Genomic DNA, 21,279 nt, shown 5'->3' on the forward strand with positions numbered 1-21,279 from the left:
ATCGGGATTGACATGGGCATTGCCCGTTTCGCTACGCTCAGCAATGGCACCTACCTCGCGCCGCTCAACAGCTTCAAGAAGCACGAGGCCCGTCTGCGCCGCTACCAGCGCGCAATGAGCCGCAAGACAAAGTTCAGCAGCAATTGGAAGAAGGCGAAAGCCAGTGTCCAGCGAATTCACGCCCGCATCAGCAATGCCCGCCGCGACTACCTGCACAAAGCCACGACCACGATCAGCCAAAACCACGCGATGGTGTGCATCGAGGACTTGCAGGTGGGGAATATGTCCAGGTCTGCAGCGGGAAGCACCGCGGCGCCGGGTAAGAACGTTCGGGCCAAGTCTGGCCTGAACAAATCCATCCTCGACCAAGGCTGGTTCGAGTTCCGTCGCCAGCTCGAGTACAAGCTGGCGTGGAATGGCGGCTGGCTTATTGCGGTGCCGCCGCAGCACACCAGCCAGACTTGTCCGCGTTGCAGTCATGTGTCTGCCGAGAGCCGACAGACACAAGCTCGGTTCGCCTGTGTGGCGTGCGGGTTCGAGGAGCATGCCGACCTGGTCGGCGCGATTACCGTTCTGGCGCGGGGACACCGCGTTGCAGCCTGTGGAGAGCCGGCGCAGTCAGGCCGCTCTATGAAGCAGGAACCCACTGAAGCGGCTACGCAAAACATCTGCGTAGCGCCGTAGGAATCCCCTCGCTTTCCGCCGAAAGGCGGCGGCCGCAGGCCGAAGGAGGGGAGGATGTCAAGGGCTGATGCACTGTGCCAGATTGCGCGGTCCGGCACAGGGTTCAATCGACGATGTAATAGGTCACCGAGTGCGCCTCGACCGGCGACACCACGATTAGTCGGCCCGGCACCACCGACCAGACTCTGGGCACACACTGGCCCTTGCACCGTTCAGCCAGACTTGCTCTTCATTCAGTTGCAATGAGATCGAAGGGGCGATGTCGAAGGCAACCTTAAGTGCGTGCCCAACATTGGCATCTTCGATGGGAAGCTCCCAGGTCAGGAATAGTTGGGTGCAATCCTGGTCGGGCGGGAAGTCGGCCACATTAAAGCCGCTGCTGCGGCGTTGAATTACGCCATGAGGCTGGCAAGTATCGAATATCACAGCCGTACCCCGGGTCAGGGGGATTCGATGACCCAAAGAGGGAAAATGCAAGTCCTGCCCCCTGTCCTCGCTCAGGAATAGATTGCAAAAGGCCGCACCGCCATATTGCGCACCGTCATGGTGGTACTTCGCGCCGCGGCAGGCCATGAGGGCTACGTCACTGGAGGCGAGCACCCCAGGCAGTCCAAGCGCGCACGCCCAATCGGACACTGCCTGCACGCAGCGCCTGTAGTCCGGCCAGCGCGCTCGCGCTCGTGCCAAAGGCATTGCCTCGACATCCCCGGGTTCCAGGACCAAGCGGGACGATGTCTCCCTTGCCCAATCCGCAATCAGACGTGCAGGGGGCACAGGCACGTCGACCGTGCCTGATAGCACGATGTCACTCACGCGTCGACTGCGGATGGCGTCGCCACTCCAGAAATAGGAAGTGAGGAAGTCTCGTACTTGATGCTGTTGAGGGCGGTGGCTCATCTGGACCAGTGTAATGCGGCTGCCTCGGTAATGTAGCGGATCGTAGCGCGTCGGCCACTTTTGGTCGCTGATGTGTACCATGGCGATAAGAACACCTACCACATCATCCGCCCGTATGCCTTGCTATTTTTCTCATGTGAAAGTATGAGGCAAGTGCACACTGCTGCGTTGTGAATCCCCCGAGCCAGTCCCGGCTGGGATGATGGCGGCTGTCCAGGCTCCTGGCGTGTATGCCCGTGCGGTAGAGCGAAGTGTTTTCTCCGTCCATCTTGGACGCGACGTTTTCCATACCACGCGCGCCCGGACCTGCGGCCTGATGGCGCTTTGCGGCGTGGCACGGGCGGACTGAACGCGCCGAATCCCGGCATAATCCGCAGGAGATACCCAGACGAGCCGGCGCAAAACATGAACGAATGTCCCCGATGCGCTCACCCAGGGCTTGCCGTTTCCCTTGGCAAGATTCCACATGGCGTTGCCGCCCGAATACCACTCGGGAAGCCAGCAAGCTTGCCGGCGATACTTCTGGCAGTCGCACTGGCGCTGGCACTCGGCCACAGCCACGAGGGTTGGGCGGGGCCCCTGGCCGAGCAGCCCACGCTAAGCATCGAAGAGCGCGCGACAGAGCCACCTCAGTTGTTCCCCCCGACTTACGATGAAGCCGTCACGGCGCTGATCCGGGCGTTTGACATCGGCGCGATCCTCGCGGCTGGCCTGGACCAGGCCTTTGCCAGGCTGCCGGCGAAAATCGGGCCCATCCCCAAAGAGCGCTACACGCAATGCGCCCGCGCGAAGCTCTCGCCCGAAGTGGTCGAGGCGGTAGTGCGGCCTGCCCTGGCACCCGAGATCCAGGATGCCGGACTGGCGATGCGGCTTGCGCGCTTGCTTGGCTCGCCGGTCGGGCGCAAGACCAAGGACGCGGCGCTATCAGGCAAGGAAGTGACCGAGGCGGGCATTACGGGTGCCGACCTGCTGGAATTCAACCGGTTCATGGAGAACGCCGCATTGAAAGCCTTCCTTGAGCAAGGTGGGCTGGGCCGGATCAAGGATGCCGTGACCCGCGCGATCAAGGTGGAAAGCAAATCGGCGTCGGACGCTTGCGTGAGGGAGCTGATGCCCCTGTATCGCCTCAGGAACGAGCGCTCTGCCTGATGCCTGATGCCCCTGGCGCCCGGCACGCCGTGAAATATCGTTACAGTTGTAATCCCCGGCAGCGCGGCGGCTTGGCTAGAGTCAGCTTATTGCTACTGCAAGACGAGGATCGACATGAAGCATGGTTACTTCTACGCGCTGGGCCTGGGAGCATTCGCCTTGGCGGCCTCCCAGAGCGCATTGGCACGCGTCGATGTGGACCTGAATATCGGCGTGCCTGCGCCGGTGGTGGTGGCGCCGGCCTATCCGGCGCCCGTGTATCCGGAACCTGTGTATCCGGCGCCCGTTTACCAGGCGCCGGCCTATCCTGCGCCCCCGCCGCCCGTGGCCTATCCAGCGCCGGCTCCGGTATATGGGCCGCCTCCCGGGTATGGGCCGCCGGTGGTGGTGGCGCCTGCGGTGGTGATCGGGTGGCACGGTGAGCGCTACTGGGACGGACGCCGCTGGTGGGGCCGCCGCGACTGGTATGCCTACCATCACCCCTACCCGTATCGGCGCTAAGGTTCGGGGTTCCGAGAGGCATGTGATGCAGGCGCGACCCGAAGGTGGCGCGATTGCAACGGTCCGGACCGCATTTTATTAATGTTGATTACAAAGAAAAACCGCCCCGGCAAAGGGGCGGTTTTTCGTTTTGGCGTCCAGGTGCCTGGGTGTCCAGGCGTTACGCCTTGCCTCAGTGAACCTTCGGACCGAAGGTGTACTCCCCGTCCCGGTAATCCACCGGCACCACATCCTTGGCGGCGAACTTGCCTTCCAGGATGGCGCGCGCCACGGGGTTCTCGATCTGCTGCTGGATCGCGCGCTTGAGCGGACGCGCCCCGAACACCGGATCGTAGCCAGCGCTGGCGATCTTGGCCAGCGCTGCCTCGCTCACCTCCAGCGTCATGTCCATGCGCGCCAGCCGTGCCGTCAGCCGCTCCAGCTGGATGCGGGCGATCGACTCGATATGCTGCTGGTCGAGCGAATGGAACACCACCACCTCGTCGATACGGTTCAGGAACTCGGGCCGGAAATGCGTCTTCACTTCCTGCCATACCGCGCCCTTGACCGCCTCGTGCGGCTCGCCGGACATCGCCTGGATGATGTGCGAGCCCAGGTTGGAGGTCATCACGATCACCGTGTTCTTGAAGTCCACCGTGCGGCCCTGGCCGTCGGTCAGGCGGCCATCGTCCAGCACCTGCAGCAACACGTTGAAGACGTCCGGGTGGGCCTTCTCGACTTCGTCGAGCAGGATCACGCTGTACGGCTTGCGGCGCACGGCCTCGGTCAGGTAACCGCCCTCTTCATAGCCCACATATCCCGGCGGCGCGCCGATCAGACGGCTCACGCTGTGCTTCTCCATGAATTCGCTCATGTCGATGCGGATCAGGTGGTCCTGCGAATCGAACAGGAACTCGGCCAGCGCCTTGCACAGTTCGGTCTTGCCCACCCCGGTTGGGCCGAGGAACAGGAACGAGCCGTAGGGCTTGTTCTCGTCCGACAGGCCGGCGCGCGAGCGGCGGATGGCGTCCGACACCAGGCGCACGGCCTCGTCCTGGCCCACCACGCGGCGGTGCAGGTAGTCCTCCATATGGATCAGCTTCTCGCGCTCGCCCTGCATCATCCGGGACACCGGAATGCCGGTCGCGCGGCTCACCACTTCGGCGATTTCCTCGGCGCCCACCTGCGTGCGCAGCAGCTTGTTGGGCTGCTTTTGCTCGCTGGCTTCGGCGACCGTGGCAGCCTTGAGCTTGCCTTCCAGCTCGGGCAGCTTGCCGTACTGCAGCTCCGCCACCTTGTCGAGCTTGCCTTCGCGCTGCAGGCGCGTGATCTCCAGGCGGATCTTGTCGATCTCTTCCTTGAGCGCGGCTGCGCCCTGGGCGGCGCCCTTCTCGGCCTTCCAGATCTCTTCGAGGTCGGCGTATTCCTTCTCCAGGCGGCCGATTTCCTGCTCGATCAGCTCAAGCCGCTTCTTCGAGGCTTCATCGGTTTCCCGCTTGACGGCCTCGCGCTCGATCTTGAGCTGGATGGTGCGGCGCTCGAGCTTGTCCATCACCTCCGGCTTGGAGTCGATTTCCATCTTGATGCGCGCACCGGCTTCGTCGATCAGGTCGATGGCCTTGTCGGGCAGGAAGCGGTCGGTGATATAGCGATGCGACAGCTCCGCCGCGGCGACGATGGCCGGGTCGGTGATCTCCACGCCGTGGTGCAGCTCGTACTTCTCTTGCAGGCCGCGCAGGATGGCGATGGTGGCCTCCACGCTTGGCTCGTCGACCAGCACCTTCTGGAAGCGGCGCTCCAGCGCGGCGTCCTTCTCGATGTACTTGCGGTATTCGTCCAGCGTGGTCGCGCCGATGCAATGCAGCTCGCCGCGCGCGAGCGCGGGCTTGAGCATGTTGCCGGCATCGATGGCGCCCTCGGCCTTGCCGGCGCCGACCATGGTGTGCAGCTCATCGATAAAGACGATGGTCTGGCCCTCGTCCTTGGCGATGTCCGACAGCACGGCCTTGAGGCGTTCCTCGAACTCGCCGCGGTACTTGGCGCCAGCCAGCAGGCCGGCCATGTCGAGCACCAGCACGCGCTTGCTCTTGAGGCTTTCCGGCACCTCGCCATTGACGATGCGCTGGGCCAGGCCTTCCACGATGGCGGTCTTGCCCACGCCCGGCTCGCCGATCAGCACGGGGTTGTTCTTGGTGCGGCGCTGCAGGATCTGGATGGTGCGGCGGATTTCGTCGTCGCGGCCGATCACGGGATCGAGCTTGCCGATACGGGCGCGCTCGGTGAGATCCACGGTGTACTTCTTCAGCGCTTCGCGCTGGGTTTCGGCGTCGGCGCTGTTGACCGAATCGCCCCCGCGCACGGCTTCGATGGCGGTCTCGAGCGATTTGCGCGAGAGGCCGTTTTCACGCGCGATGCGGCCAGCCTCGCCCTTGTCATCGGCCACCGCAAGCAGGAACAGCTCGCTGGCGATGAACTGGTCGCCGCGCTTGATGGCTTCTTTCTCGGTGGCGTTGAACAGTGCGCTGAGTTCGCGCCCGACCTGGACTTCGCTGGTGCCCTGCACCTGCGGCAAGCGCTTGATGGCGGCATCCAGCGCGGTGGTCAGGCCGCCGACGTTGACGCCGGCGCGCGCCAGCAGCGCGCGGGCGGCACCGTCGTTCTGCGCCAGCAAGGCGCGCAGCACGTGAAGCGGGTCGATGTATTGGTTGTCGTTGCCGATCGCCAGGCTCTGGGCATCAGCCAGCGCTTCCTGGAATCGGGTAGTCAGTTTGTCAAGTCGCAATTAGGAGCCCTCTTTTTCGGATGAGTGTCCTGATGCGGAAGGCGGGGCGCTTACGCCCCAACCTGCCGATCCCGCAACGCGGGCCGGACACTGGTGTCTGATCGAAAGATAAGGCTTTGCGCCTACATTTCAAGGCCTGACTGCACGGCCCTTGATGTGGCGCAGGCAATACGTTGCGGCTTGGCCACCCCAGCAGCCTCAGGCGGCCGCCAGCGACCGCTTGTCCTCCAGGTTGCGCACCAGCACCAGCGCCTCGCCGGCCAGCACCACGCGGCCATCGTCGCCGGTGACCACCGTAGCCAGGTTGACCAGGTCCTTGTCGCGGCGCAGGCGCACGATGCGCACCGAAGCGGTCAGCAGCTCGCCCAGCCGCGCCGGCGAGCGCAGCCGCAGCGACTGCTTCATCCAGCCGGTGCCGCGGCCCGGCAAGCGGGTGCCCAGCAAGTCCGAGAACATGCCGGCCAGCAACGGCAGCGGCACGATGGTGCCCTCGAAGCCGCGGCTGTGGGCAAACACCGGGTCGGTATAGAGGGCACTGCCATCATCGGTCAACGCCACGTATTCATCGATATCACCCGCACTAAAGCTGCGTATCGCCGAAGCCTCCTGGCCCACGCTCAGGTGATAGAGCGTACGCTCGCCGGCCGGCTGCGCCACGAGGTGCCCGGCGGAGTGCCCAACCTCGTCGGCATCCTGGCGCTGCGCCTCGGCCAGCGATTCCGCGCTGGCGTCGACCAGCAGCACCGCATCCCCTTGTGCCGTAATCTGCTCATCCGTCGCGGGTGTGCGGTTGCGGCCGCGCTGCACGCAGCGGATCGAGGTGTCCAGCGCGATCCGGTCGCGGCCGGGCGTTTCGTTCAACACCAGCACGGCGGCCACGCCGTCGCCGACGAAGGTGGGCCGCGGGAACATCAGCGTCTGCGCGATCGGCAGCACCGGCCGGGGGGTGCTGCGCTGCATCTGCGCGCACAGCAGCGAGAACAGGAACATGCCATGCGCGACCGTGGCGCCGAAATGCGTCGTGCTGGCGAACGCCGGATCGCAGTGGATGGGGTTGTCATCGCGCGAGATTGAGGCGAAGCGGTCGAAATCTTCTTGCGTCAGGACGCGTGGGCGGGATGCCTTCATCAGTTGGGTACCTCTACGGTGCTGCCGTTGACCGTGATCCGGTCCGCATCGGCCGGGGTGGCGGCAAACGGCGGCAAATTGGCGGGCAGGATGGCGGGTGCCGGCGACGCGGTGCCGCCGCGCGCGACCGTGCGCACCACCTGCGAAGGTGGCAGCGCGCGGCCGGTGGTCAGGTTGTCGTAGACCGCGTCGAGCGCCCGGTTCAGGTAGACGTGGAGCGGGATAAAGCGATTGTCGTAGCCCGCTACCGCGCCGATGAAACTATCGAAGTGCTGGCCGTTGGTGACTTCGACGTAGGAGAGCTTGCTGGCGCCGCCCTCCTGGAGCCGGTTATAGCCCAGATACGGCCGCGACGTATGGTTGACCGGCAGCAGCGCATCACTGCGGCCATGCACGATGATGGCCGGCTTGCCGTGCAGGTTGCCCGAGCGCAGCGTCTGGGCCAGGCCCGCTTGCAGCGCCTGGCCCTGCGCGCCGGTGCCCGTCAGCAGCCCGCGCAGGCAGCGGGCGCCGTCGAAGTTGGCATCAGCCACATTGTTGCTCGGCGATTGGGAGTAGATGTCGCGCAGCGGGCCGCCGGGATTGTTATCGTTGATCAGTTGCACGCCGGCCGCCGGCGGCACGCCGTTACCCGTGGCGTACAGCACATTGAGCGTGGCTGGCAGAATCGCCGCCGGCGTCAGCACTGCCGTGCCCGTAGCGGCAAAGCTGAAGCCGCACAGGCGATCCGCCACGGCAGCACGCGCGAGCGCGTTGGCGAAGGTCACCGAGACCGCGTTGGCCACCTCGAACAGGGCCAGCGAGGGATGAAGCGCGTCGGACTCGGGCTCCCAGCCAAATGCGTGCAGCGCCTGCAACGCGCTGGCGGCCTGGGTGGCGGCATCCGGCCCGGTCACCAGGCCCGCGTTGGCCAGCGACTGGCAACGGTTGAGCGCAGGCTGGGCCAGCCCGACGGTCGGCAGCGCGTACAGCGCCACTCCCGGCGCGTTCACCAGCGCGGTCGCCTGCGAGGTGCAGAGCTGCAGCAGGTTGGCCGTGGTGGTGTAGTCATACAGCGGGCGCCCGGATTTGCTGACCGGCACGCCGCCGCGCGTAACGGTGACGCCCGTGTTGCCAGGCAGGTTGAGGTTCGGCTCGCCCACCGCCACGCCGTCGATCAGCCCCTGGGTGTCCTGCTCCGCCGCGGCAATGGCCGCGCCGCCGCCGTTGGAAACGCTGGAAGCGATCACCACGACCTTGTCCGGGCCCAGGCTGCGCTGGCGCGTGCCATCCGTGGCAACGTTGCCGAAGCGGTCGTTGATGGCCCAGATGGCGAAGTCGGCGGCCTGCAACGTGAACGTGCCCCAATCCTTCTCGGGGTTGCGCTGGGAGTGCGCGTGCTTGAACGCCAGGCGGTGCGGCGCCAGCGCCTTGAACGCGGCCAGGCTGGTGTTGGGAAACGGGGCGGCAAACTGCGCATTGGTGCCGGCCGCGGCGCGGCTAGCGCGCGTGCCGTCGATCAGCGCAACGGTGTCGGTATCCAGGTCGTGCGGCGCGGCGCCGGTGCCCTTGTCCGTGTAGGCGACGGCGCAGCCGCGCTTGAGCGCCCACTCGCCGGTGGAGATCGCCCCATAGACGCCGCGCGAGCCGGACGATGTGGCGGTGATCAGGCACGGCTTGGCCACATTGAAGCTGTCGGGAATCTGCACCAGCATGGTCACGTTCTGCTGGCCGCTGCCATCGTCGGAGAAGGCCAGGTACTCGCGCCCGGCGACCTTGCCCTGCCCCGTCGTGATGTTGCCTTGCGCGTCCACATTGGGGCCGTACAGCGAGCCGTAGCCACCGCCTGCCGTGGTATCCACCAGCGCGCGGTAGTTGGTGTAGATGGCGTACCGGCGCAACTCGGCCGCCGTGGGCGCGGCCGGGTTCAGCGGCAGCGGCTGGGTGGCGGAGCCCAGGCCGTCCTTGCCGAGGCCCGCGGTGAGCAGGTCGTCGGTGTTGCCGTCGTAGTTCTTGATCGTGACCGTGCCGATGTTCGCCGGCTTGGTATTGGGATTGGTGTTGCCGCTGCTGGCGTTGTTATCGCCCGAGCCGCACGCCGCCAGCAGCAAGCCTGCCGCCCCTGCCAGCGCCAGGCGCGCGCCGTATAGGGTCAAACCGCTATGTCCTGCAAGTCCGCGCAGCATGTTGTGCCCCCTTTATTGCATGCTGGATTGGCATGCTGGATCTATCGGAACGCAATACGGATACGAGAAATTCACGAGACTGCCACTGCATGACATCACACTGCGCACCGCCTTCACTGCGACTGGAAGCGTGCACGCAGCTTGTGCTTTTCCACCTTGCCGGACGGCGTGCGCGGCAGCGCCTCGATCATCCGCACGTGGCGCGGCACCTTGTAGCTTGCCAGCGCGGCGCGGCAATGCGCGAGCACGCCTTCGGCATCGAGCGCCATGCCGGGCTTTGCCACCACCAGCGCCATGCCGACCTCGCCCCAGCGCGCGTCCGGCACGCCGATGACTGCGGCCTCGGATACCGCAGCAAGCTGGAACAGCACATTCTCCACTTCGGCCGGGTAGACGTTCTCGCCGCCCGAAATAAACATGTCCTTGGCGCGGTCGACGATGTAGTAATCGCCCTCCTCGTCCATGTAGGCGATATCGCCGGAGTACAGCCAGCCGCCACGGATGGCGGCATCGGTCGCCTCCGGCAGGTTCCAGTAGCCAGGCGTGACGCCCGGCCCCTTGATCAGCAACTCGCCGCGCTCGCCGGGCGCCACGTCGCGGCCCTGCGGATCCACCACCCGTGTCAGCATGGAGCCGACCGGCTTGCCGATAGTGCCGATCTTGCGGCGCGCCGTGGCCTCGTCGCACACGAACACGGTCGGCCCGGTCTCGGTCATGCCAAAGCCGAAGCAGATCGTCGCGCCCTTGGCCAGGTAGGCCTCCAGCAGCGGCCGCGGCACCGCGGAACCGCCCGCGGCCATATTGCGCACGCGGGAAAAATCCGCCGCCGCGAAGCCGGCATGCTGGCTCAGGAACAGGTAGACCGCGGGCACGGCGAAGAACATGGTGATGCCCTCCCCGGCGCTGGCATCGAGCTTGCGCAGCGTCACCTCGGGGTCGAACTGCCGCATGATATGCACCGTGCCGCCGGCATGCAGCATGGGATTGGCATACAGGTTCAGCCCGCCGGTATGGAAGAACGGCAGCACGTTCAGGAACACGTCGTCGCGCGTGATCTTGTTGGCCAGCATGGCGTTGACGGCATTGAAGAAGACCATGCCGTAGGTCTGGATCACGCCCTTGGGCCGTCCCGTGGTGCCCGAGGTATAAAGCAGGTGCCAGACTTCGTGCTCGTCGCGGCACGGCATCTCGATGACGCGGCCGGAACTGCCCGCCAGCATCGCTTCGTACTCGGTCCAGCCGCCGGGCACGTCCGCGCTCTCGTCGTCGGCCAGGTGCAAAACCGCGCGCAGCGGCAAGGCGTCGGCAAGCGCGGCTGCGGTTGCGAGAAAGCCGTCGCCGGCCACCAGGACATCGGGCGAGCAGTCGCGCAGGATCGGCAGCAGTTCCGCCGCCGGCAGCCGCCAGTTCAGGCAGACCATCACCATGCCGGCCTTGGCGCAGCCATAGAGCATCTCGAAATAGTCCGAGCTGTTGTGGGCCAGCACGGCCACGCGGGCCCCGGGAGCCAGCCGCAGGCGCTCGCTCAGGTATTGCGCGAAGCGGCTGGCGCGCTCGTCGAACTGCCGGTAGGTCACCGTGCGGCCGCTCTCCACGTCGACCAGCGCGACCTTGTCCGGCGTATGCAGGGCATTCTTGTGCAGCCAGTCGACTACGTACATGGTCGGGAATCTCCGATTGTGGATGTTCTTGTTATAGCGCTTTTGATCGTTCTTGTGGCTGCATGCCGCTTGCTGCCTGGTGCTAGCGCCCTATGACGCCACCTCGTGCTCCGAGCGATCGCCACGCAGCCGGCCGACGATGCCTTGCGGGAAGTAATACACGCTGAGGATAAACAGCAGGCCGAGCCACAGCAGCCAGCGGTCCGGATGCAGCAGCCCAGACAGCAGCGGGATCGCCGCGGTGGCATCGCTCGCCAGCTTCATCACGTCCTGCAGGTAGGTCTGCGCCACCAGGAACAGCGTGGTGCCGATCAACGCGCCGTACAGCGTGCCCATGCCGCCAATCACCACGATCAGCAGGATGTCGACCATGATCTCGAAGGACAACGAGGTGTCCGGGCCGTTGTAGCGCAACCAGAGCGCCATCAGCACCCCGGCCAGCGTGGCAAACCCGGCCGACAGCACGGTGGACACGGTACGGTACACCACGGTGCGGTAGCCGATGGCCTCGGCTCGGAAATCGTTCTCGCGGATCGCCTGCAGCACCCGGCCGAACGGCGAATTCACCACGCGCAACAGCAGCAGGAACAGCAGCAGCGCGCTGGCAAACACAAAGTAATAGGAAAACAGCTTGCCGTTGAGCGGCACGCCAAGCCACTCGGCGTCGCCCAGCGAAAAGCCCGGGGTGAAGACTTCCGGCACCTTGAAGCTGATGCCATCCTCGCCGCCGGTCCACTCGGAGAGCTGCGACACCAGCGTGGCAAAGGCGGTGGCCACCGCCAGCGTGATCATGGCAAAGAAGATCGCCCGGACCCGCAGCGAGAACAGCCCGATCAGGAAGGCCAGCAGCATCGACACCAGCAGCGCGCCCAGCGTGCCGAGCGCCAGCGCGCCCCACCCCGGCTCCAGCCGCGACATGGCAATCGCCACGCCATAGCCGCCGATGCCGAAGAACATGGTGTGGGCAAAGGAGACGATGCCGGTATAGCCGAGCAACAAGTCGTAGCTGGCCACCAGCACCACGAAGATGCAGATCTTGGCGGCCATATTGAGCGCGCGCGCGCCGGGAAACAGGAAGGGCGCGCACGCCAGCGCCAGCAGCATGGCCAACAGGATCACGGTCAGCACGCGGCTTCTTGGCAGGTCGCCGGAAAGCAGTCGGGTCATGGTTTTCCTCGGCGCTCAGCGCTTGGCTACCGGGTAAAGGCCCTGCGGACGCCACAGCAGGATCATCACCATCAGCAGGATGTTCGAGAACAGCGCTACCTTGGGGAACAGGAAGCCGGTGTAGTTGGCCATCAGGCCCACCAGCAAGGCACCGACAAAGCAGCCGGTGGTGGAGCCGAGCCCGCCGATGATGATCACGATGAAGATCAGCACATTGACCTGGGCACCGATCGACGCGGTGATGTTCTGCTGGTACAGCCCCCACAGCACGCCGCCCATGCCGGCAAGCCCTGCCCCCACCACGAACACGCCGATGAACAAGAGCCGGATGCGGTAGCCGAGCGACTCCACCATCTCGCGGTTCTCCACGCCGGCGCGGATCAACAGGCCGATGCGCGTGCGGTTGAGCACCAGCACCATGGAGATGAAGATCACCAGCCCGAGCACCACGGCGATGAGCCGGTATTTCTCGATGGCCGCGTCGCCCAGCAGCACCGCGCCGCGGAAGGTCGTGGGCACCTGCAGCGCAATGGTCTCCGCTCCCCAGATCGCCTTGATCAGCTGCTCGGCCACGATCATGCCGCCCATGGTGATCAGGATCTGCTTCAGATGCTGGCCGTAGACCGGGCGCACCACGATGCGCTCGAACAGGAAGCCGATGGCGCCCGCCGCCACCATCGCCGCCAGGATGGCAAGGCCGAACACCGCCAGGTTGAGCCACAGGCTGTCGGCCTCCACCCAGGCGCCCAGCGGCAGCAGCACGGATGCCGCCACATAGGCCCCCAGCGCGATAAACGCGCCGTGCCCAAAGTTGAGCACGTCCATCAGGCCGAATACCAGCGTCAGGCCCGACGACACCACGAACACGATCATGCCCATGGCAAGGCCGGCGATGGTCAGGGTGAGCCAGGTCGAGCCGCTGCCGATCAGGGGATAGGCCAGCAGCATCAGCAGCGGGGCCAGCGCCAGCGGGGTCCAGTCGAGCCGGACCTTGGGCAGGTCGGCCGGCGCCGCCGGGGTGGTGGGTAAGGAGCTTGTACTCGCCATTGTCTCGGTCCTGACGATGTCTTGTTTGGTCATGGGCGGCAGCACGTGCCGCCGCGCTTCATTCTTCGATTGTTCGCTCCCCCCTTCCACGTAGTGGGAGAGCACCGTGTCAAGTGGGGCCGGGGAGAGGGCGGGCATTGGCCCTCGAACGCTTAGTTGTTCACCATCTGCGCTGCTTCACTGCAAATTCGACTGCTTTAACGTCAAAAGGCCAAAAGGCCAAAAGCTTAAAGTCAAAGGCAGTTTCACCTCCCCTGCGGGGAGGCGACCTACTTTCTTGTCTCGCCAAGAAAGTAGGCAAAGAAGGCGACCCGGATGGGGCGAAAGACTCCTCGTCGGCAGGCCAAAAGAGCGGCCGGAGGCCAAACTCGCATCGCCTTAAGGCGATACTCAAACATGGCCTCCTCTTTTCCGCTCTTTTGGCCTGCCGACGAGGCGCCCCATAACGGGAGATTCAAACCTTCACGGCTCGCTTCGCATCGCGAGTGGGTGATTTCCGCCTGGGGGCGGAAATCACGGCTACACCGAGTGATGCTTTGACTCTACCGCCGGTTTGCTCCCCTCTCCCACTGCGTGGGAGAGGGGAGCAAACCATTCCCTACTGATGCGCCGCCAGCGACAAGCCCAGCAGCCTCTGCTGCAAGGCTTCATCCCCTGCCAGCGCTGCCATGCTGCCCGTATGCACCACGCGGCCGTCGTCCATCACAGCAACGGTATCCCCCACCGACTTTGCCATGTGGAAGTTCTGCTCCACCAGCAGGATCGACACCTCGGTCTGCTTGAGCTCGCGGAACACCGTGATCATGTTCTGGATGATGGCCGGCGCCAGGCCCTTGGTTGGTTCGTCCACGATCAGCAGCTTGCGTGGCTCGATGATGGCGCGCGCCACCGACAGCATCTGCTTCTGTCCGCCGGACAGCACGCCGGCGCGCTGGTGCCAGAAGATCTTCAGCGCGGGGAACATGCGGAACACCCAGTCCAGCCGCTGCCCGTCAATGGCGCCGCTGCGCGCGGCCAGCCGCATGTTCTCGGCCACCGTCAGCTCGGAGAACACGCTCATGTTCTCGGGCACATAGGCAACGCCGGCCTGCGCGATGGCGGGCGTGCCGCGGCGCGTGATGTCGGCCCCGTCGAACGCGATCCGCCCTTCGCTCGCCTGCCACAGGTTCATGATGGTGCGCAGCGTGGTGGTCTTGCCCGCACCGTTGCGCCCCAGCAGCATGGTCACGCCGCCGCGCGGCACCGCAAAGCTCACGCCATGCAGGATGTGATACGGCCCGATATGCGTCTGCACGCTATCCAGGCTCAGGATGGGTGCTGCCGATCCTTCAGCCATGACTGCCCTCCTGCTGCGCGCTCTCGTCGTCGGCAGCGATGCCCAGGTATGCCTGCTGCACGATCGGCGAGGAGATCACCTCGGCCGGGTCGCCATCGGCCATCAGGTTGCCGTTATGCAGCACGATGATACGGTCGGCCAGCGAGCGCACCACATCCATCTTGTGCTCCACCAGCAGCACCGTCTTGCTCTTGTCGCGCTTGATCTCCTGGATCAGGCCCAGGATCACCGGCACCTCATCCACGCTCATGCCGGCGGTCGGCTCGTCGAACATGAAGATACGCGGCTGCAGCGCCAGCAAGATGCCCACCTCCAGCTTGCGCTGGTCGCCATGCGGCAGCGAGGCCACCGGCAGGTGGCGCTTGTCGGCCAGGGCCACCCGCTCGATACATTCCTCGGCCTCCGTGCGGACCGCGCGGTTTGCGCTCCACACGGACCACAAATCCAGCCCGATGCGCCGGCGCGACTGCACCGCCAGCCGCACGTTCTCGAACACGGACAGATTGGGAAACAGGCTGGTCAGCTGGAACGCGCGCCCAATACCGCGCCGCGCCTTGTGCGGCACCGGCAGGCGCGTCACGTCCTCGCCGCCGAGCAGGATCTGCCCGGCGCTGGGCGGCAACTGGCCCGAGATCAGGTTGAAGTACGTGGTCTTGCCGGCCCCGTTGGGGCCGACGATGCAGGTCAGCTCGCCCGGACAGAATGCGCAGGACACTGCGTTGACCGCCACGTGGCCGCCAAAGCGGATGGTGAGATCGCGCGTCTCGAGCGCGGGCGGCCCTGCCACCGCCCGCGAGAGCGCTGCCGTTGTATCGATGGAAGCGGCGCCCACTGTCATCACCGCTTGTTGCGGATCGGCACGTTCATTTCTTCCGGCTTGATCTCGCGGACCAGCTCGGGCACGCCCCAGGCGAACGCGGGATCGACCTTGATCTTGAAGTGGTACATCGACTGCAACGCCTGGTGGTCTTCCTTGCGGAAGGTCATCTTGCCCTTGGGCGTCTCGAACGACATGCCCTCCATCGCGCCGATCAGCTTCTCGGTGCTGGTGTCGCCATTGGTCTTCTTGAGCGCCTCGACCAGCGCGATGCCGGCCGTCATGCCGCCGGCGGTGAAGAAGTCGGGCGGCGCCTTGAACTTGGTGTAGTGGTTGGACACCAGCCACTCGTTGGCCTTGTTCTTGGGAATGCCGAAGTAGTAGTACGTCGCGCCTTCCATGCCGGGGAAGTTCTTGTAGTTGCTCATGGCCGGCAGGATATTGCCGCCGGTGGCGATCTCGATGCCGTAGCGCTTGGGATCGAGGTCGGCAATCTTGAACGGGTTGCCGGCACCCGCCCAGATGATGAAGATGATCTTGCGGCCCGGCTTGTCCTTGAGCGAATCGAAGAGGCGCTGCGCCCCGGCGGTAAAGTCCGTGGTGTTGGTCGGCAGGTATTCCTCGTGCACGATCTTGGCGTTCTTGAGCGCGCCCTTGAAGGCCTTCACGCCGTCGCGGCCAAAGGCGTAGTCCTGCGCCAGCGTGGCGATCTGCACGCCGGGCTTGTCGAGTGCCACGGCGTTGGAGATGGCATCCTGAGACGAGTTGCGGCCGGTGCGGAAGATGTAGCGGTTCCACTTCTCGCCGGTGATGGAATCCGCCACGGCGGGCTCCACCAGCAGGATCTTCTTGTACTCCTCGGCCACCGGCAGCATCGCCAGCGCCGTGCCGGAGGACGTCGGCCCCACGGCGATGTCCGCGCGATCGTCGCTATACGCCGCGGCAAGCTGCGCCTTGGCCACGTCGGGCTTGCCCTGGGTGTCCTTCTCCAGCACCACCAGCTTGTTGCCGTTGACCATCATGGTGCCGTTGGTGGCATAGTCCAGCCCCATCATCAGCCCGGTCTGGGTCTGCTTGGCGTAGGCCTCGAGCGCCCCGGTCTTGTCGTAGACGTGGGCGATGCGGATGTCCTTGGCAAGGGCGCCGCCGGCGGCCAGCAGGCTGGCCAGCGCGATGGCGCCAGCGGCTTGGTGCTTGAATTGCATTCTTGTCTCCTCTAAGGGTGTCTCTTGTCGTTGCAAGTGCAGATCCTGCCTGCTTGTTGCTGCTTCGCTTTCCTGCGCTCCGTCCAGCGGTCCTTCCCGTCCTGCCTTTCCGTTTGCTGCCTTAGCGCGCGTGCGCGTCGCCGAGGAAGCGGCGCATGCCTGCCGCAGCCTCGGCGCTCGTCACCTGCGCCACGAACGCCTCGCGCTCGCGCTCAAGCCCAACGGCCAGCGCGTTCGCATCCCAGCGCAGCAGCGCGCGCGTCTGCGCCACGCTGCCGGGTACTTTGTCCTTCAGCCCGGCCGCGAGCGACAGGGCCATCGCCTCGGCTTCGCGGGCTGGCGCGAGATGCGTGGCTAGGCCTAGCGCCGTGGCCTGGCTGGCCGTCAGCGTGGTGTTCTCTAGCTGGATCGCCCGCGCCCGCGCCGCGCCGATCAACTGCGGCAGCATCGCGGTCCAGCCACCGTCCGGGCTGAAGCCCACCACGGTGTAGTACGGCGCAATGCGCGTGCCCTCGCCCAGCACCGTCATGTCGCAAGCCAGCACCAGCCCCAGCGAGCCGCCCGTCAGCCAGCCCTCCACCGCCGCGATCACCGGGCAGCGCAGCGCTGCCAGGCGCAGGATGGCTGCGTTAAGCAGGCCGAGCAGCCGCTGCGCATACTGCGCCAGCTCGGCACTCTGCGGCCCGAAGGCGGCAAACGCGCCGACATCGCCGCCCGTGGAAAACGAGCGCCCCGCATGGCTCAGCACCACGGCGCGCACATCCGGGTCCGCCTCCAGGCTCCCCAGCGCGGCCAGCAGTTGTTCGAGCAGCGCCGGCACCAGGCTGTTGTGCCGCTCGGCGCGATTGAGCCGAAGCACCGCCGTGCTGCCAACACGCTCGACCAGCACCAACGCGCTCATCGCGCCGCCAGCCCGTGCGAGATCATGTCGAAGGCGGTGTCGACCACCTTGTCCATCGACGCCGGCCGCTTCCACAGCGCATAGCGCATGCCAAGGAAATTGCTGATGCCGATCAGGCACCACGCCCGCACCTCGGCGTCGCCCGGCGAGATCTCGCCCTGCTCCTCAGCCTTGCCCAGGCGCCGGCTGTAGACATCGGCGAACACCTGGAAATAGCTGCTGTAGATGGTCTCGTCCACCGAGTAGGAATCGAGCACGATGCGGTACAAATTCTTGTGGCGCGCGACAAACGAGAGAAAGGCCTTGAGTCCCAGCCGCTCGGCCTCGATCTGCGTCTGCGCCTGCCCCACGTGCTTGCGCAGATGGGCCCGCACCAGTTCCAGCATGTGCTGCACCAGCGCGCGGAAGATGTCTTCCTTGTCCTTGAAGTAAAGGTAGAAGGTGCCCATGGCCACCTCTGCCTCCTGCGTGATCTCGGAGATCGAAGCCACGTAGTAGCCCTTCTCGCCGAACACTTTCTCGGCGGCGCGCAGCAGCGCTTCGCGGGTCTTCTGGCCGCGCGCGGTCTTGGGCTGGCTTACGCCGGATTCGGTAAGGGACATCGGGGCTCCGCGGTGGCTGGTCAGACCGGAAAACGGCAGTCAAGCAGCGGCATTGCACCGCGGAAACCGTCCCCTCCGGCTCACCTCAAAACATGATAACTGATTCATGTTTCATGATATAAAGTTAGCGATCCGTATGTCAATACATGGCTTACCCGGAGCTTTGGCCAAGCACGTGGCCGGGGCCAGACGCCCAGACTGGAAGTGCGCCATTGGATGCTTCACACGCGATGACTAACGTCGAGGCCGCCCCCGCCTTCGATACGCACCCTGCCTCCGGTTCCCGGCCCGGCTGGCGGGAGGCCGGCAGCGGGCGTGCACTGCTGTTGCTGCACGGCTGGTCGCTATCCGGCGAGGCGTTCGATGGCCAGCGCGCGCTGGCAAGCCACGGCTATCGCGTGATCGCCCCGGATCATGCCGGGCATGGCTTGTCTGCTGCATTGCCGCATGCCGGACAAGCCAGACTTGCGCAGCTTGCCGCCGATGCCGCCGGGCTGATCGGGCACCTGGGATTGCGGGACGTGGTGGTGGTTGGGTGGTCGATGGGCGCCATGGTGGCCTGGGAGTTGATGCGCGGTGATCCCGCCCTGCCCCTGGCGGCAATCGGCGCCATCGACATGACGCCGCGGCTGGTCAGCGCGGCGGACTGGCCGCATGGCTTGCACGGGCGCTACGACACCGTCCAGGCCGCGCAAATGGCCGCGCACGTGCGCCAGGACTGGCCCCGCCTGATCGATTCGGTGCGCGCCGGCTTGTGGAGCGCAGGCAGCAAACCCGATGCGGCCCAGGCGGGCCATATCGCCGCCATCATGCGGCAGTGCGCGCCGGATGCGCTTGCCGCGCTGTGGCAAGACATGGCCCGCCAGGATTACCGCCCGGCGTTGCGCCAGGCTCGCCTGCCTTTATTCCACCTGGTTGGGGAACGCAGCCGCCTCTACGCGCCGGCAGTGGGACAGGCCACGCTGGCGCTGCAGCCGGCTGCCCGCCTTGCCACCATCGACGGCACTGGCCATGCCCCGCACATGGAGCGGCCGGCTGCCTTCAACGCAGCGCTGCTGGAGATGCTTGCGTGGCTGGATTCAACTGGCGCTCAGGCCAGCAGCCGATAGGTCCACAGACCCAGCGCGGTCAGCAGCAGCGAGCCGCCAAGATGCGCCAGCAGGTGCACCGTCGCCCAGCCATAGTCGCCCGCCATCAGGTTGCCAACGACCTCGCTGGAGAACGTGGAAAACGTGGTCAGCCCGCCCAGGAAGCCGGTGACCGCCAGCAGGCGCCATTCGGGCGACAACTCCGCATGCGTGCCGAAGAATCCCACCGCCAGCCCGATCAGGTAGCCGCCAACCAGGTTGGCCGCCAGCGTCCCATAGGGCAACGCCGGGTTGGCGGCATTCCACAGGACAGAGAACGCCCAGCGCAGCCAGGCTCCCACCGCGGCCCCGACCCCGACCGCCACAAAACCGAGCGCGCCCATCAGCGCTTCAGACCCGAGGTTTCCGCCTGCTCCGTATCGCCGCTGGCATTGAGCGAGCGAATGCCCCAGCGCGCCAGCGCGGACTCATCGGTCACGCGCGCGTCGACCCAGCGCGCGCCTTCCGGCGTCTGCTCCTTCTTCCAGAACGGCGCTTCGGACTTGAGGTAATCCATGATGAATTCGCAGGCGGCAAAGGCGTTGCCGCGATGGGCGGAGGCCACCGCCACCAGCACGATCTGGTCCAGCGGGAGCAACGGCCCGACCCGGTGCACGATGGTGACGCCAAGCAGCGCCCAGCGCTCCCGCGCAACGGCCTCGATCCTGGCAAGCGCCTTTTCCGTCATGCCGGGATAGTGCTCCAGCTCCATCGCGCTGACCGCGCTGCCGTCGTTCATGTCGCGCACCGTGCCGATGAAGCTGGCCACCGCGCCCACGCCCGGCTGGTCACGGCGCAATGCCGCCACCTCGGCGCCCAGGTCGAAATCCTCGCGCTGTACCCTGACGCTCATCTCAGCCTCCGGTCACGGGCGGGAAAAACGCCACTTCGCAGCCATCGGCCAGCACGCTGTCCGGGCTGGCCACCTCGTGGTCCACGGCCATGCGCAAGGCACGGCCCTCGGCCAGCACCTCGGCCCAGGCGCCGCCGCGGGCACCAAGCCAATGGCGCAGGTCCGCCACGGTAGCCACCTCGGCCGGCACCGCGACGCGCTCCTGCCCCAGGCCCAGCTGCTCGCGCACGCTGGCAAAAAAACGGAGTTCGATGTTCATGGCGGTCTCCCTCCTTATGCCAGCAGGCCGTCGAAGGCAATGAACTGCACGGTATCGCCCCGCGCGATCGGCTGGTTGGGCGGGTTGTCGACCAGGCCCTCGCCCCACACCGTGGAAGTCAGCACGCCCGAGCTCTGGTTGGGGAACAGGTCGAGCCCGCCGGCCTGGTTGATGCGCACGCGCAGGAACTCATTGCGGCGGTCGCCCTTGGGCAGGTCGAAATCGGCCCGCAGCGGCAGGCGGCGCGGCATCACGTCCTGCACGCCTTGCAGCCGCAGGATGAAGGGCCGCACGAACAGCAGGAAGGTGACGAAGCTCGAGACCGGGTTGCCCGGCAGCCCCAGGAAAAACGCCGGTGCCTGCTCGCCACGCGCCACCTCGCCGAACGCCAGCGGCTTGCCCGGCTTGATGGCGATCTGCCACAGGTTGAGCCGCCCTTCGGCCTCGACCGCCGGCTTGATATGGTCTTCCTCGCCCACCGAGACGCCGCCCGAGGTGATGATCAGGTCATGCCCATCGGCAGCCCGGCGCAGGGTGTCGCGCGTGGCGGCCAGGGTGTCGGGCACGATGCCGAAATCGCTGATCTCGCAGCCCAGGTTTTCCAGCAGCCCGCGCAGCGTGAAGCGGTTGGAGTTGTAGATGGCGCCCGGCTTGAGCGGCTCGCCCGGCATGGCGAGCTCGTCGCCGGTAAAGAACACCGCCACCTTGACGCGCCGCACCACGTCCAGCGACGCCTGCCCCACCGACGCGGCCAGGCCCAGCGCCTGCGGCGTCAGCCGCGTGCCGGCCGGCAGGATCACGCTGCCGGCGCGGATGTCCTCGCCGGCCCGGCGGATCCATTCGCCCGGCTGCGGCGTGTGATTGACGATCACATCCTCGCCGTCCGCCACGCACTGCTCCTGCATCACCACCGCGTCGGCCCCCGGCGGAATCAGCCCGCCGGTAAAGATGCGCGCCGCCGTGCCGGCCGCCAGCGCCGTGCCGACGTGGCCGGCGGGGATGCGCTGGTCCACCCGCAG

At 66.1% G+C, this 21,279-nt stretch carries 20 protein-coding genes; 4 read left to right on the forward strand and 16 right to left on the reverse strand.

The features are described 5' to 3' along the window. Positions 1-684 (forward strand): RNA-guided endonuclease InsQ/TnpB family protein (locus tag ACGLHR_RS42675; protein ID WP_400101938.1); only part of this gene is annotated, 684 nt, incomplete at its 5' end. Positions 685-840: 156 nt separating this feature from the next. On the opposite strand, the gene ACGLHR_RS42680 is transcribed toward ACGLHR_RS42675, so the two are convergent. Next, positions 841-1,581: a hypothetical protein gene (locus ACGLHR_RS42680; protein WP_400101950.1), complete on the reverse strand. Its 741-nt coding sequence runs from the start codon at positions 1,579-1,581 to the stop codon at positions 841-843. 507 nt (positions 1,582-2,088) lie between these two features. Between ACGLHR_RS42680 and ACGLHR_RS42685 the strand changes: the two genes are divergently transcribed. Continuing rightward, positions 2,089-2,730 carry a hypothetical protein gene (locus ACGLHR_RS42685; RefSeq protein ID WP_400101939.1) on the forward strand — a complete coding sequence of 214 codons (642 nt, stop codon included), beginning with the start codon at positions 2,089-2,091 and terminating at the stop codon, positions 2,728-2,730. 114 nt (positions 2,731-2,844) lie between these two features. Then, positions 2,845-3,231, forward strand: coding sequence for a hypothetical protein (locus ACGLHR_RS42690; protein WP_400101940.1), 387 nt, complete (start codon positions 2,845-2,847; stop codon positions 3,229-3,231). 172 nt (positions 3,232-3,403) lie between these two features. Here ACGLHR_RS42690 and clpB read toward each other — a convergent pair whose 3' ends face one another. From clpB to ACGLHR_RS42745, 11 genes are all read right to left on the reverse strand, one after another. After that, positions 3,404-5,992, reverse strand: coding sequence for an ATP-dependent chaperone ClpB (gene clpB / locus ACGLHR_RS42695; protein ID WP_400101941.1), 2,589 nt, complete (start codon positions 5,990-5,992; stop codon positions 3,404-3,406). 198 nt (positions 5,993-6,190) lie between these two features. Next, positions 6,191-7,120: a MaoC/PaaZ C-terminal domain-containing protein gene (locus tag ACGLHR_RS42700; RefSeq protein WP_400101942.1), complete on the reverse strand. Its 930-nt coding sequence runs from the start codon at positions 7,118-7,120 to the stop codon at positions 6,191-6,193. Next, a complete protein-coding gene (locus ACGLHR_RS42705) occupies positions 7,120-9,285 on the reverse strand; it encodes a D-(-)-3-hydroxybutyrate oligomer hydrolase (protein ID WP_400101943.1) in 2,166 nt (721 codons plus the stop codon). The genes ACGLHR_RS42700 and ACGLHR_RS42705 overlap by 1 nt, the downstream gene beginning before the upstream one ends. Before the next feature lie 113 nt (positions 9,286-9,398). Then, a complete protein-coding gene (locus ACGLHR_RS42710) occupies positions 9,399-10,946 on the reverse strand; it encodes a long-chain fatty acid--CoA ligase (protein ID WP_400101944.1) in 1,548 nt (515 codons plus the stop codon). 90 nt (positions 10,947-11,036) lie between these two features. Next, positions 11,037-12,113, reverse strand: coding sequence for a branched-chain amino acid ABC transporter permease (locus ACGLHR_RS42715; RefSeq protein ID WP_267603501.1), 1,077 nt, complete (start codon positions 12,111-12,113; stop codon positions 11,037-11,039). A gap of 15 nt (positions 12,114-12,128) precedes the next feature. Continuing rightward, a complete protein-coding gene (locus ACGLHR_RS42720; RefSeq protein ID WP_400101951.1) occupies positions 12,129-13,160 on the reverse strand; it encodes a branched-chain amino acid ABC transporter permease in 1,032 nt (343 codons plus the stop codon). 598 nt (positions 13,161-13,758) lie between these two features. Further along, positions 13,759-14,496 carry an ABC transporter ATP-binding protein gene (locus tag ACGLHR_RS42725; RefSeq protein ID WP_267603502.1) on the reverse strand — a complete coding sequence of 246 codons (738 nt, stop codon included), beginning with the start codon at positions 14,494-14,496 and terminating at the stop codon, positions 13,759-13,761. After that, a complete protein-coding gene (locus ACGLHR_RS42730; protein ID WP_400101945.1) occupies positions 14,489-15,334 on the reverse strand; it encodes an ABC transporter ATP-binding protein in 846 nt (281 codons plus the stop codon). The genes ACGLHR_RS42725 and ACGLHR_RS42730 overlap by 8 nt, the downstream gene beginning before the upstream one ends. Continuing rightward, positions 15,334-16,518 carry a substrate-binding domain-containing protein gene (locus tag ACGLHR_RS42735; RefSeq protein WP_400101946.1) on the reverse strand — a complete coding sequence of 395 codons (1,185 nt, stop codon included), beginning with the start codon at positions 16,516-16,518 and terminating at the stop codon, positions 15,334-15,336. The genes ACGLHR_RS42730 and ACGLHR_RS42735 overlap by 1 nt, the downstream gene beginning before the upstream one ends. A gap of 121 nt (positions 16,519-16,639) precedes the next feature. Continuing rightward, positions 16,640-17,419: an enoyl-CoA hydratase/isomerase family protein gene (locus ACGLHR_RS42740; RefSeq protein WP_400101947.1), complete on the reverse strand. Its 780-nt coding sequence runs from the start codon at positions 17,417-17,419 to the stop codon at positions 16,640-16,642. Then, on the reverse strand, positions 17,416-18,021 hold the full coding sequence (locus tag ACGLHR_RS42745; RefSeq protein WP_267603504.1) for a TetR/AcrR family transcriptional regulator: 606 nt from the start codon (positions 18,019-18,021) through the stop codon (positions 17,416-17,418). Before ACGLHR_RS42745 ends, ACGLHR_RS42740 begins: the two co-directional genes overlap by 4 nt. Before the next feature lie 230 nt (positions 18,022-18,251). Between ACGLHR_RS42745 and ACGLHR_RS42750 the strand changes: the two genes are divergently transcribed. Continuing rightward, positions 18,252-19,130 carry an alpha/beta fold hydrolase gene (locus tag ACGLHR_RS42750; RefSeq protein WP_400101948.1) on the forward strand — a complete coding sequence of 293 codons (879 nt, stop codon included), beginning with the start codon at positions 18,252-18,254 and terminating at the stop codon, positions 19,128-19,130. On the opposite strand, the gene crcB is transcribed toward ACGLHR_RS42750, so the two are convergent. From crcB to ACGLHR_RS42770, 4 genes are all read right to left on the reverse strand, one after another. Then, a complete protein-coding gene (gene crcB / locus ACGLHR_RS42755; RefSeq protein WP_267603506.1) occupies positions 19,112-19,492 on the reverse strand; it encodes a fluoride efflux transporter CrcB in 381 nt (126 codons plus the stop codon). The two genes, ACGLHR_RS42750 and crcB, sit on opposite strands and share 19 nt — an antisense overlap. Next, on the reverse strand, positions 19,492-20,001 hold the full coding sequence (gene moaE / locus ACGLHR_RS42760) for a molybdopterin synthase catalytic subunit MoaE (protein WP_267603507.1): 510 nt from the start codon (positions 19,999-20,001) through the stop codon (positions 19,492-19,494). Before moaE ends, crcB begins: the two co-directional genes overlap by 1 nt. A 1-nt stretch (position 20,002) precedes the next feature. Continuing rightward, positions 20,003-20,260: a molybdopterin converting factor subunit 1 gene (gene moaD, locus ACGLHR_RS42765; protein WP_318236546.1), complete on the reverse strand. Its 258-nt coding sequence runs from the start codon at positions 20,258-20,260 to the stop codon at positions 20,003-20,005. 14 nt (positions 20,261-20,274) lie between these two features. Continuing rightward, positions 20,275-21,279, reverse strand: a 1,005-nt coding sequence (locus tag ACGLHR_RS42770) for a molybdopterin molybdotransferase MoeA (RefSeq protein ID WP_400101949.1), incomplete at its 5' end; no start/stop codon positions are given.

The organism is Cupriavidus sp. CuC1 (genome assembly GCF_044627735.1).
Taxonomy (GTDB): Bacteria; Pseudomonadota; Gammaproteobacteria; order Burkholderiales; family Burkholderiaceae; genus Cupriavidus; species Cupriavidus ulmosensis.